Genomic DNA, 13,040 nt, shown 5'->3' with positions numbered 1-13,040 from the left:
ACACGTTGTGTGGTTTCATTAAAAGTCGAGTTACCCTATATTAGCGCAACGCAATCACTCGGTTACAGGTCGCTAACCTCCATGAACGACATAGATACACTCATCAGCAACAATGCACTATGGTCAAAAATGCTGGTGGAGGAAGACCCCGGATTTTTTGGAAAGCTCGCGCAGGCGCAAAACCCACGCTTTCTCTGGATTGGATGTTCCGACAGCCGCGTTCCGGCAGAGCGCCTGACAGGTCTCGAGCCTGGCGAACTGTTTGTGCACCGTAATGTTGCCAACCTGGTGATCCATACCGACCTCAACTGCCTTTCGGTTGTTCAGTACGCCGTTGACGTTCTGGAGGTCGAGCACATCATTATTTGTGGCCACTATGGCTGCGGCGGTGTGCAGGCCGCGATTGAAAATACCGAACTCGGGTTAATCGATAACTGGCTGCTGCATATCCGCGATATCTGGTTCAAACATAGCTCACTGTTGGGTGAAATGCCGCAGGAGCGTCGTCTCGATACCCTTTGCGAGCTGAACGTGATGGAGCAGGTTTATAACCTTGGCCATTCCACCATCATGCAATCGGCGTGGAAACGCGGGCAAAAAGTCTCGATCCACGGCTGGGCGTACGGTATTCACGATGGTCTGCTTCGTAACCTGGAAGTGACCGCCACCAACCGTGAAACGCTGGAGCAGCGCTATCGTTCCGGGATAGCTAACCTGAAGCTTAAGCACGTCAACCATAAATAGCTGCCTGTAAGCGGTTCAGATAAAAACAAAACGGCAACCCGGGTTGCCGTTTTTACTGTGTGTTCCCTCGTCAGAGGGCAACAGACCGCACGTCACAAACCTTACTCGTCGAGCAGGATCACTTTACCCACATACGGCAGATGACGGTAACGCTGCGCGTAGTCAATGCCATAGCCCACGACGAACTCGTCAGGGATAGAGAAGCCGACAAACTCTACCGGCACCTGCACTTCACGGCGGCTGGGTTTATCCAGCAGGGTGCAGATCGCCAGGGATTTTGGCTCACGCAGGCTCAGGATCTCGCGCACTTTAGAGAGCGTGTTGCCGGAGTCGATGATGTCCTCAACGATCAACACATCTTTGCCACGAATATCTTCATCCAGATCTTTCAGGATTTTCACATCACGGGTTGTGGACATGCCGCTGCCGTAGCTGGAGGCGGTCATAAAATCGACCTCATGGGACACCTGCACTTCACGGCACAGGTCTGCCATGAACATGAAAGAGCCACGTAAAAGACCGACCAGCACCATTTCGCTGCCGCTGTCCTTGTAATGTTCGGTGATTTGACGACCCAGTTCGGCGATACGCGCTTTGATCTCGACTTCCGGGATCATCACTTCAACAGTATGTTTCATATTACTAACCATATGATTTTAATGAAAATCTCTCAATGCGGATGAATGTTACTCCGGCATCGATACGCAAGCCAGCCATTATATCAGTAAATGGATACACCTGGCGCATGAGTTATAAAAAGCAAATATTGTGATTCCGATCACACTTGTTAATACCTATAATTAGTTGCTAGCAAATAATTAACAAAACTGACGAGTACACTTTCTATGGCTGAAATAAAAACTCAACAGCCACGTCTACTGGTGACATTAACAGCGCTATTCGCCGCCTTCTGCGGCCTGTATCTGTTAATCGGTGGCGTCTGGCTGGCCGCAATTGGCGGCTCCTGGTACTACCCTATTGCGGGTCTGGTTATGCTTGGCGTAACCGTCCTGTTGTGGCGTAGAAAACAATCCGCGCTATGGCTTTATGCTGTTTTACTCCTCGCAACCATGATCTGGGGCGTCTGGGAAGTCGGTTTCGACTTCTGGGCACTGACGCCGCGCAGTGACATCCTGGTCTTCTTTGGTATCTGGCTGATCCTGCCGTTCGTGTGGCGTCGCCTGATTGTTCCTTCAAGCGGTGCCGTTGCGGCGCTGGTGGTTGCCCTGCTGATCAGCGGTGGCATTCTCACCTGGGCCGGTTTTAACGATCCGCAGGAGATTAACGGTACGCTGAATGCCGAATCCACCCCAGCTGCGGCTATCTCGCAGGTCGCGGATGGCGACTGGCCAGCTTATGGCCGTAATCAGGAAGGTCAGCGCTACTCCCCGCTCAAGCAGATCAACGCGGACAACGTTAAGAACCTGAAAGAAGCCTGGGTATTCCGTACCGGCGACCTGAAGATGCCAAACGATCCGGGTGAACTGACCAACGAAGTGACGCCGATTAAAGTCGGTAACATGCTTTATCTGTGCACCGCGCACCAGCGTCTGTTCGCGCTTGACGCGGCCACCGGTAAAGAGAAATGGCACTTCGATCCGCAGCTGAACTCCAACCCGTCGTTCCAGCACATCACCTGCCGTGGCGTCTCTTACCACGAAGCGCGTGCTGATAATGCGAGCCCTGAAGTCATTGCCGACTGTCCTCGCCGCATCATGCTGCCGGTAAACGATGGCCGCCTGTTCGCGATCAATGCCGAAACCGGTAAGCTGTGTGAGACCTTTGCCAACAAAGGTATCCTGAATCTGCAGACCAACATGCCGGACACCACGCCGGGTCTGTATGAGCCAACCTCACCGCCGATCATCACTGATAAAACTATCGTGATTGCCGGCTCGGTAACCGATAACTTCTCCACCCGCGAAACCTCTGGCGTTATCCGTGGTTTTGACGTGAACACCGGTAAACTGCTGTGGGCCTTCGACCCGGGCGCGAAAGATCCAAACGCGATCCCATCGGACGAACACACCTTTACCTTTAACTCACCTAACTCCTGGGCACCGGCGGCGTATGACGCGAAGCTGGACCTGGTCTACCTGCCGATGGGCGTCACCACGCCAGATATCTGGGGGGGTAACCGTACGCCTGAGCAAGAGCGTTATGCCAGCTCTATCGTGGCGCTGAACGCGACCACCGGTAAACTGGCCTGGAGCTACCAGACTGTTCACCACGACCTGTGGGATATGGACATGCCGTCCCAGCCGACGCTGGCTGACATTACCGTTAACGGCAAAACCGTTCCGGTGATTTATGCACCCGCGAAAACGGGCAACATCTTTGTGCTGGATCGCAGCAACGGTAAGCTGGTTGTCCCGGCACCCGAAAAACCCGTTCCGCAGGGCGCTGCTAAAGGCGACTATGTCACCAAAACACAGCCGTTCTCTGACCTGAGCTTCCGTCCGAAGAAAGATCTCAGCGGTGCAGACATGTGGGGTGCCACAATGTTTGACCAGCTGGTGTGCCGCGTGATGTTCCATCAGCTGCGCTATGAAGGTATCTTCACGCCACCTTCTGAGCAGGGCACGCTGGTCTTCCCGGGTAACCTGGGCATGTTCGAATGGGGTGGGATCTCCGTTGACCCTAACCGTCAGGTGGCGATTGCCAACCCGATGGCCCTGCCGTTTGTTTCTAAGCTCATTCCACGCGGTCCAGGCAACCCAATGGAGCAGCCTAAAGATGCTAAAGGCAGCGGTACTGAAGCGGGTATTCAGCCGCAGTATGGCGTGCCATACGGTGTCACGCTGAACCCGTTCCTGTCGCCGTTTGGTCTGCCGTGTAAACAGCCTGCCTGGGGTTATATCTCCGGCCTGGATCTGAAAACTAACCAGATCGTCTGGAAAAAACGTATTGGTACGCCTCAGGACAGCATGCCGTTCCCGATGCCGGTTCCTGTCCCGTTCAATATGGGTATGCCAATGCTGGGTGGTCCAATTTCTACCGCCGGTAACGTGCTGTTCATCGCGGCAACCGCCGATAACTACCTGCGCGCGTACAACATGACCAACGGTGAAAAACTGTGGCAAGGCCGTCTGCCAGCAGGTGGACAGGCAACGCCGATGACCTATGAAGTGAATGGCAAGCAGTACGTTGTCATCTCTGCGGGTGGTCATGGTTCGTTTGGTACGAAGATGGGCGACTATATTGTGGCTTATGCTTTACCCGACGACGCTAAATAATTAACACCGCCAACGGTAAAAAAAACGGCAACTTCGGTTGCCGTTTTTATTGTTTATCCCCTCTGGACCGGGGTCTGGGCATCAGGGCACACGATATTAAACCGTGAACCCCAGCATCATGCCCGTATCTTCATGCTCCAGCAGATGGCAGTGCGCCATATAGGCAAACGCCTTCGGTGCCTCGTGGTCAAATTTCACCAGCACCTCACTGACGCCACCTTCAACCCTGACGGTGTCTTTCCATCCCGCGCGGTGCGCCTGTGGCGCGTTACCGTTTTCAGAAAGGATGCGGAACTGGGTGCCGTGAATATGGAACGGATGCAGCATCATGTCGCCTTCGCCTGAAATCACCCAGCGTTCAAACTGCCCTTTTGTGGCAGCAAACATTGGCGTGTTCATGTCGAACGCTTTGCCGTTGATCATGTTGGCATTGTGGAAATCGAAATCATGGCCACCGTGCCCCATGCCGCCCATTTTACCGTGGTCCATATTCATATGGCCCATCATCTCTCCGTGGTGCATACCCGCCATCGCCTGATTGCCATATTTCGCCATCAGTGCCTGCATGCCCATCATATCGAGCATCGGGTTCATGGACAGTTGCAGCTTGCGTTGGGTCAGGCCCTCGAGAGAAGGTAGCGCCGGGAGCGTGGTCAGGGTATCCGGCAGCATGCCCGAGGCCGTGACCTGCAGCGGCTGGATCTGCAGCACCGGGTGCGGCTTATCAAAGGGTGCAACCGCCATTCCCATCTGACTGACCGGAAGCGTGACCAGGTCAAACGGTTTGCCGTCGCTGATATCCACCAGCACCTCAAAACGCTCCCCCATCAGCATCGGTAGCGTATCCACCTTCACCGGTTCAGGCAGCAGCCCCCCGTCGCTTGCGACCACGTACAGAGGGCGTTTATCGCTGGTGGCGAAATTCAGTGAGCGGGCGTTACAGCCGTTGAGCAGGCGTAAGCGCAGCCAGCCTTTCGGTGCCGCATGCTGCGGATAAATGGCACCGTTGGTCAGCAGGGTGTCGCCAAACCAGCCTACCGCCGCGCTCATGACGTCCAGCTGGTAATCAATTTGCCCGTCAGCGGTGAATTTTTTGTCCTGCACAATGACCGGCACATCGTCGATGCCCCACTGTTTGGGCAGGCGCAGCAAACGGCTTTCGTCATCTTCAATCAGCACCAGCCCCGCCAGCCCCATCGCCACCTGATGGCCTGTTTTGCCATGCTGATGGGGGTGGAACCAGCAGGTCGCGGCGCGCTGGTCCGGGGTAAAAGTCACGCTTCGCTTACCGCCCGGTTTTATGATGCCCTGCGGCCCCCCATCCACCTCGCCCGGCACTTCCAGTCCGTGCCAGTGCAACGTGGTCTCCTCTGCCAGCGTGTTATGGATATCCACCGTTACCGCTTTCCCTTTACGTAACTGAAGTGCCGGGCCGAGAAGATTGCCGTTATAACCCCACGTTGTCGCACTGTGTGCGCCAAAGGTCGTTTTACCGGACTGGACAACAAGCTGGATGCGGCTACGGGCATCCGCGGTGAGTAAATCAGGGATCGGTAAGGCAGGTCTGTCGGCCGCAAAAGCCGCGCGGCTCCACAGCGGTAAAGCGCTGGCTACGCCAAGCGCAACGGAATATTTTAAAAAATCACGGCGTTGCATGTTCATTTCCTTATTTCCAGCAGGCGATCTTTTGAGCATAAACCCTCCCCTTACCGGAAGGTCAAGTGAAGCGGCAATAATAAAGATCGTCGGCCTGGCATCAAGTATGCTAACGTTAATTTTCCGTGATGCAGTGGTAGAAGCAATGAAGACGTTTTTCAGAACAATTTTGTTCGGTAGCCTGATGGCGATGTGTGCGAACAGTTACGCGCTGAGTGAAAATGAAGCGGAAGATATGGCCGATCTGACGGCAGTTTTTGTCTTTCTGAAAAACGATTGTGGTTACCAGAATTTGCCCAACGGGCAGATTCGTCGCGCACTGGTCTTTTTTGCCCAGCAAAACCAATGGGATCTCAGCAACTACGATAGCTTCGACATGAAGGCGCTCGGCGAAGACAGCTACCGCGATTTAAGCGGTATTGGTATCCCTACCGCCAAAAAATGCAAAGCGCTGGCTCGCGATTCACTCAGCCTGCTCGCCTACGTGAAATAACCTTCCCGACGCCCCCTTGTTGAGCCTATAGCCGTGCAACCACGGTTATAGTTAGCTATCATGTTTCGCTCATTTTTTGTGAGCGTAACGGATGTTAACAAAGGAGGAGTCCGCGTATGGCCGACCACACGTTGTGGCATGAAACACTGCATGACCAGTTTGGTCAGTACTTTGCCGTTGATAACGTGCTCTATCATGAGAAAACCGATCACCAGGATCTGATCATCTTCGAGAATACCGCCTTTGGCCGCGTGATGGCGCTGGACGGTGTCGTGCAAACGACCGAGCGTGACGAGTTTATCTATCATGAGATGATGACCCACGTTCCGCTGCTGGCACACGGGCATGCGAAGCATGTTCTGATTATCGGTGGTGGTGATGGCGCAATGCTGCGTGAAGTCTCCCGCCATCAATCCATCGAAACCATTACGATGGTGGAAATTGATGCCGGCGTGGTCTCTTTCTGTCGTCAGTACCTGCCGAACCATAACGCCGGTAGCTATGACGATCCGCGCTTCAGTCTGGTCATTGATGATGGGGTTAACTTCGTTAATCAGACGACCCAGACCTTCGACGTTATTATCTCCGACTGTACCGACCCGATCGGTCCCGGCGCGTCGCTGTTTACCTCCGATTTCTACGAAGGCTGCAAGCGCTGCCTGAAGCCGGGCGGGATTTTCGTGGCACAAAACGGCGTCTGCTTCCTGCAGCAGGATGAAGCCCTCGACAGCCATCGCAAGCTGAGCACCTATTTTGGCGATGTCAGCTTCTATCAGGCCGCTATTCCGACGTACTACGGCGGGATCATGACCTTTGCCTGGGCGACAGATAACGACGTACTGCGCCATCTTTCCACCGAAATTATTCAGGCCCGCTTCCACCAGGCCGGTCTTACGTGCCGTTACTACAATCCGGCAGTTCATACCGCAGCGTTTGCCTTACCGCAGTACCTGCAAGACGCATTATCCACTAAGGGGGTGAGCTAATTGAAAAAGCTTAAACTGCATGGCTTTAACAACCTGACCAAAAGCCTGAGTTTTTGTATTTACGATATCTGCTATGCCAAAACAGCGGAAGAACGCGATGGTTACATCGCCTATATCGATGAACTCTACAATGCCAACCGTCTGACCGAGATCCTGTCAGAAACCTGTTCGATTATCGGCGCGAATATCCTGAATATCGCCCGTCAGGATTATGAACCTCAGGGTGCCAGCGTCACGATTCTGGTCAGCGAAGAGCCGGTCGACCCTCAACTTATCGATAAAACAGAACATCCGGGCCCGCTGCCGGAAGTGGTCGTCGCCCATCTCGATAAAAGCCACATTTGCGTGCACACCTACCCGGAAAGCCATCCTGAAGGCGGTCTGTGTACCTTCCGTGCCGATATCGAAGTGTCGACCTGCGGCGTGATCTCCCCGCTGAACGCGCTGAACTATTTAATCCACCAGCTGGAATCCGATATCGTGACGATTGATTATCGCGTGCGAGGCTTTACCCGTGACATTAACGGCATGAAGCACTTTATCGATCACGAGATCAATTCCATTCAGAACTTTATGTCCGACGACATGAAGTCGCTGTATGACATGATGGATGTGAACGTGTATCAGGAAAATATCTTCCATACCAAGATGTTACTTAAGGAGTTCGACCTTAAGCACTACATGTTCCATACCCGACCAGAAGATTTAAGCGAAGAAGAGCGCAAGGCCATTACTGACCTGCTCTGGAAAGAGATGCGCGAAATCTACTACGGCCGCAATATTCCGACCGTGTAAACCGCGCTGGGAGCAAGGACGCTCCGGTGTGCTATTTCTGTTTCATGAACGCCCGGTACGCCGTTACGACTTGTAAAAAGTCTTCTACGCCGCACAGCGACAGACTCTCTTCATCGTAGTAGCTCATCCCCTCTTCCATCTCATCACCGGAGAATTCAAGCTGGTTGGCACGCACCATCACCTCTTCGCCATCCATCCACAGCGTGTATTCGTGCCCGGCACGTTGCCAGGAGCGTTCACTGCCTTTCACCGTATTTGCCGCCTGTTCAACTTCGTCCAGAAGGGCGAGATTCTCTTTCACCTCTTCGTTGAACCAGTGTCCAACAGCTTCGTGGCCCATCGACATACGCACTTTCACCACTCCGGTGATGTCGCGCAGAAATTCGTAATCCATAGTATTTTCCTCTGCAAAGCCATTACGCTAATTATCGCAGCAGAGAGGAAGAAAAAAAGCGTGGGAGGCAGGAGGAATGAAAATAAAAAGGTGAGAGCAAGACCTTGCGGTCTGATGCCCTCACCCTGTCCCTCTCCAGGGGAGAGGGTGCAAACACAAAACCGCCTCCGTGAAGACGGTTTAGCTGTTTATACTGCCGTCTGGAAGATAACCCCGTCAGCCTTCTCGGTGTACTGAGAGAGCTGGTCGAAGTTCAGATAGCGATAGGTATCTACCGCCGTCTTATCCACCTGAGCCACAAAGGTCTGGTACTCTTCCGGCGTTGGCAGTTTACCAATCAGTGCCGCAACCGCCGCCAGCTCCGCAGAGGCCAGGTAGACGTTAGCACCGGTACCTAAACGGTTCGGGAAGTTACGGGTAGAGGTGGAAACCACCGTCGCACCGTCAGCCACACGCGCCTGGTTACCCATACACAGGGAACAGCCAGGAATTTCGATACGCGCACCGCTCTTACCGAACACGCTGTAGTAGCCCTCTTCGGTCAGCTGAGCCGCATCCATACGGGTTGGCGGAGCCACCCACAGACGCGTTGGCAGCTGGCCTTTGTGAGTATCCAGCAGCTTACCGGCAGCACGGAAGTGGCCGATGTTGGTCATACAGGATCCGATGAACACTTCGTCGATCTTGTCGCCCTGAACGTCTGAAAGCAGACGCGCATCGTCCGGATCGTTTGGTGCACACAGGATCGGCTCTTTGATATCCGCCAGATCGATGTCGATCACTGCCGCGTATTCTGCGTCAGCATCGGCTTCCAGCAGCTGTGGATCCGCCAGCCATTTTTCCATGCCCTGGATACGGCGCTCCAGCGTACGACGGTCGCCGTAGCCTTCTGCAATCATCCACTTCAGCAGCACGATGTTAGAGGTCAGATACTCAATAATCGGTTCTTTGTTCAGCTTGATGGTACAGCCAGCAGCAGAACGCTCCGCGGACGCATCGGTCAGTTCGAATGCCTGCTCGACTTTCAGATCCGGCAGACCTTCAATTTCCAGAATACGGCCAGAGAAGATGTTTTTCTTCCCTTTCTTCTCAACGGTCAGCAGACCCTGTTTGATGGCATACAGAGGGATAGCATGCACGAGGTCACGCAGGGTGATACCCGGCTGCATTTTGCCTTTGAAGCGCACCAGAACCGATTCTGGCATATCCAGCGGCATCACGCCGGTCGCAGCAGCAAACGCCACCAGCCCCGAGCCCGCCGGGAACGAGATACCGATTGGGAAACGGGTATGGGAATCACCACCGGTACCGACGGTATCAGGCAGCAGCATACGGTTCAGCCAGGAGTGAATAACACCGTCACCCGGACGCAGCGACACACCGCCACGGTTCATGATGAAGTCAGGCAGCGTGTGGTGCGTGGTCACGTCAACCGGCTTCGGATACGCGGCAGTGTGACAGAAGCTCTGCATCACCAGGTCAGAAGAGAAGCCCAGGCACGCCAGGTCTTTCAGTTCATCACGGGTCATTGGGCCAGTGGTGTCCTGAGACCCCACGGAGGTCATCTTCGGTTCGCAGTACGCGCCAGGACGGACACCGGCGACGCCGCAGGCGCGACCCACCATTTTCTGCGCCAGGGAGTAACCACGATTGCTTTCCGCCACATCTTTCGCATGACGGAACACGTCGCTGTGCGGCAGACCCAGCGCTTCACGCGCTTTAGTCGTCAGGCCACGACCGATGATCAGCGGAATACGGCCACCGGCACGCACTTCGTCAATCAGCACGTCGGTTTTCAGCTCAAAACTCGCCAGCAGTTCGTTGGTTTCGTGGTTGCGCACTTCACCTTTGAACGGGTAAACGTCAATCACGTCGCCCATATTCAGGTTAGAGACATCCACTTCGATCGGCAGTGCGCCCGCATCTTCCATGGTGTTGAAGAAGATTGGCGCAATTTTGCCGCCCAGCACCAGGCCGCCGCCACGTTTGTTAGGCACATGAGGGATGTCATCGCCCATGAACCACAGTACGGAGTTGGTCGCGGACTTACGGGACGAACCGGTACCCACTACGTCACCGACGTATGCCAGCGGGAAACCTTTTTCCTGCAGAGCTTCGATCTGTTTGATCGGGCCAACGCTGCCCGGCTGATCCGGCTCAATACCTTCACGGGCATTTTTCAGCATCGCCAGCGCGTGCAGAGGAATATCAGGACGAGACCACGCATCCGGTGCCGGAGAGAGGTCATCGGTGTTAGTTTCACCGGTCACTTTGAAGACGGTAACGGTGATTTTTTCAGCCAGTGCAGGACGGTTCAGGAACCATTCGGCATCGGCCCAGGATTGCATAACCTGTTTCGCGTAGGCGTTGCCGGCTTTGGCTTTTTCTTCCACATCGTAGAAGTTATCGAACATCAGCAGCGTTGAGGAGAGCGCTTTGGCGGCAATCGGTGCCAGCGTGTCGTTATCCAGTGCGTCAATCAGCGGATGAATGTTGTAGCCACCCTGCATGGTACCGAGCAGTTCAATAGCTTTTTCAGGAGTAACCAGTGGGGAGGTTGCTTCGCCTTTGGCGACGGCGGCAAGGAATCCGGCTTTTACGTAGGCAGCTTCATCTACGCCAGGCGGTACACGGTTGATCAACAGATCTAACAGGAATTCTTCTTCGCCCTTAGGCGGGTTCTTCAGCAGCTCGACGAGCGCGGCCATTTGGGTTGCATCTAAAGGTTTGGGTACAATTCCCTCGGCGGCACGTTCTGCTACGTGCTTACGGTATTCTTCTAGCACGACGGTTCTCCTCGCTCTCATTGTCATATGCGGCGGGCGTTCTCTTCACGCTCCTGTGAGACAGCAGTTTGTAGGGTAAATGCCCGATACCGCGTCGGGCAGCATAGCAGGATTTCTGCACAGTGTTAATCCGTTTACAAAAAAGCAACATTAAAAAATTTGCTGAATCGTTAAGCATGGTGTAGCGGGCAGGTGCAACGAATTCTGACTGCAAAAACCGTGAGTGCGACCTTCTGAATATTCCGGCGGCATTTCAGCCATCCGATATAATTGTGTAATAAATACTCACACTCTTTATCCGGACGTACCGGATGATTCCCCACAAAAGTCAAAACAGTAAAAGACGGGTGATTGATACTCACGCCAACCGTAACGCCTCACGGCACAGCGCTTGTCTCGTTGGAGTCATTTTATGAAGTTGCCCTTTAAGCCACAACTGCTTGTCCTTCTGTGCAGTGCCGGGCTGTTTGCCGCCTCAGGCGTCATGTTCGTTAAAAGCCGCGCAACGGAGCCTGTGGCTCCTGCCCCCGTCGCACAACAACCGGCTGCGCCGCCTGCCGCTCAGCCAGCACCGGTCGTCGCGCCAGCCTACACGACCGCGCAAATTGATCAGTGGGTTGCCCCCATCGCGCTCTACCCGGATGCCCTGCTATCGCAAATTTTGATGGCTTCGACTTACCCGGCCAACGTCATCCAGGCGGCACAGTGGTCAAAAGACAACCCTAAACTGCAGGGCGATGCCGCCATTCAGGCCGTGGCGAATCAACCCTGGGATCCGAGCGTGAAATCACTGGTGGCGTTTCCTCAGTTGATGTCCCTGATGGGCGAAAATCCACCCTGGGTGCAGAGCCTGGGCGACGCGTTTCTCGCGCAGCCGAAAGATGTGATGGATTCCGTGCAACGTCTGCGTTTGCTGGCGCAGCAAACCGGTGCATTGCAATCAACACCGCAGCAAACGGTCACCACCGAGACAAAACCGGCCCCGGCGAAAACGGCTACCGGCCAGACAACAAGCACCGCCACGACGTCAGCCCCGACGGTCATTAAAATTGAGTCCGCCGACCCGCAGGTGGTTTACGTTCCCACCTACAACCCGAATACCGTGTATGGCACCTGGCCGAACACCGCTTATCCGCCCGTCTATTTACCGCCCTCCCCGGGAGAGCAGTTTACGGACAGCCTGGTCAAAGGCTTAGGGTTCAGCCTGGGCGTGGCGACCACCTACGCTATTTTCAGCAACATCGACTGGGATGATGACGATGACTGGGATCACCACCATGATGACGACTGGGATCACCACGGCGGTTATAACCGCAACGGTGATAACAACATCAATATCAACGTTGAGAACTTTAATAAAATCAGCGGCCAGCGCCTGACGGACGCCAACCGCACCTGGCAGCATAACCCGGCCTATCGTGAAGGAGTGCCCTATCCCACTAACACGCTCAACAATCGCTTCCACTCAACGAACACGGCAACGGGGCTAAGCGCGACGCAGCAAAAACCGGTCAACCGGGACAGCCAACGACAGGCTGCACTGAGCCAGATGGAGAAATCAACGGGAAAAACCTTCCCGCAGACCGCGCGTCCGGGCACCAAAGATGCACAGCGTCAGGCGTCAACCGCCCAGCTGAAGCAAATTTCTCAGCGCAACAACTACCGGGGCTACGACACCAAACCGCAAACGGCACAGCGGACAGCCGCTAAGACGCGAGACAGCCGCCCGACCACCTCGCAAAGGCAAGAGAAACGGGTTTCGCAGCCTGCGCGGAGTAGCCAGCCGCGCGCCAATGCGCTCAGCGGTAACGACAGTCGTTCCGCCAACTGGCAAGCCCAGCAGCAGCGAGGCGCCCAGAGCCGGCAACAGGCTGCCCGCCATCAGCAACCACGCCAGACGTCTACCGGGCGTGCTGAACACCGTGAATTCCGTCACCGTTAAGGAAGCCG

At 54.8% G+C, this 13,040-nt stretch carries 10 protein-coding genes; 6 read left to right on the top strand and 4 right to left on the bottom strand.

The annotated features are described in order from the left end of the window. Positions 1-81: 81 nt before the first annotated feature. Positions 82-744: a carbonate dehydratase gene (gene can / locus F8561_RS23770; RefSeq protein ID WP_020882596.1), complete on the top strand. Its 663-nt coding sequence runs from the start codon at positions 82-84 to the stop codon at positions 742-744. A 101-nt stretch (positions 745-845) separates the two neighbouring features. Here the strand turns inward: can and hpt are convergent, their stop codons facing one another. Next, a complete protein-coding gene (gene hpt, locus F8561_RS23765; RefSeq protein ID WP_151888041.1) occupies positions 846-1,382 on the bottom strand; it encodes a hypoxanthine phosphoribosyltransferase in 537 nt (178 codons plus the stop codon). 207 nt (positions 1,383-1,589) lie between these two features. On the opposite strand from hpt, the gene F8561_RS23760 reads away from it, so the two are divergent. Next, positions 1,590-3,980: a glucose/quinate/shikimate family membrane-bound PQQ-dependent dehydrogenase gene (locus tag F8561_RS23760; RefSeq protein ID WP_151888040.1), complete on the top strand. Its 2,391-nt coding sequence runs from the start codon at positions 1,590-1,592 to the stop codon at positions 3,978-3,980. Between the two features lie 96 nt (positions 3,981-4,076). On the opposite strand, the gene cueO is transcribed toward F8561_RS23760, so the two are convergent. Further along, the gene (gene cueO / locus F8561_RS23755) at positions 4,077-5,636 is read right to left on the bottom strand and encodes a multicopper oxidase CueO (protein WP_032679633.1); all 1,560 of its coding nucleotides are present in this window, start codon (positions 5,634-5,636) and stop codon (positions 4,077-4,079) included. A gap of 145 nt (positions 5,637-5,781) precedes the next feature. Between cueO and F8561_RS23750 the strand changes: the two genes are divergently transcribed. From F8561_RS23750 to speD, 3 genes are all read left to right on the top strand, one after another. Next, positions 5,782-6,129 (top strand): YacC family pilotin-like protein, encoded by a 348-nt coding sequence (locus tag F8561_RS23750; protein WP_014882582.1) that lies wholly within the window; start codon positions 5,782-5,784, stop codon positions 6,127-6,129. 116 nt (positions 6,130-6,245) lie between these two features. Further along, the gene (speE, locus tag F8561_RS23745; RefSeq protein ID WP_049023077.1) at positions 6,246-7,115 is read left to right on the top strand and encodes a polyamine aminopropyltransferase; all 870 of its coding nucleotides are present in this window, start codon (positions 6,246-6,248) and stop codon (positions 7,113-7,115) included. Next, positions 7,116-7,910, top strand: a complete 795-nt coding sequence (speD, locus tag F8561_RS23740; RefSeq protein ID WP_014168660.1) for an adenosylmethionine decarboxylase — start codon at positions 7,116-7,118, stop codon at positions 7,908-7,910. Between the two features lie 31 nt (positions 7,911-7,941). Here the strand turns inward: speD and yacL are convergent, their stop codons facing one another. Together yacL and acnB are read right to left on the bottom strand one after the other, a co-directional pair. After that, the gene (yacL, locus tag F8561_RS23735; protein ID WP_014168659.1) at positions 7,942-8,304 is read right to left on the bottom strand and encodes a protein YacL; all 363 of its coding nucleotides are present in this window, start codon (positions 8,302-8,304) and stop codon (positions 7,942-7,944) included. 188 nt (positions 8,305-8,492) lie between these two features. Then, on the bottom strand, positions 8,493-11,090 hold the full coding sequence (gene acnB / locus F8561_RS23730) for a bifunctional aconitate hydratase 2/2-methylisocitrate dehydratase (RefSeq protein WP_020882592.1): 2,598 nt from the start codon (positions 11,088-11,090) through the stop codon (positions 8,493-8,495). 412 nt (positions 11,091-11,502) lie between these two features. On the opposite strand from acnB, the gene F8561_RS23725 reads away from it, so the two are divergent. Next, positions 11,503-13,032: a DUF3300 domain-containing protein gene (locus F8561_RS23725; RefSeq protein WP_121339907.1), complete on the top strand. Its 1,530-nt coding sequence runs from the start codon at positions 11,503-11,505 to the stop codon at positions 13,030-13,032. Positions 13,033-13,040 lie beyond the last annotated feature (8 nt).

Source organism: Enterobacter sp. 198 (assembly GCF_009025585.1).
In the GTDB taxonomy this organism is placed as follows: Bacteria; Pseudomonadota; Gammaproteobacteria; order Enterobacterales; family Enterobacteriaceae; genus Enterobacter; species Enterobacter ludwigii.
The sequence above is the reverse complement of the archived record's forward strand: the minus strand, read 5'-3'. Positions and strand labels throughout refer to the sequence as shown.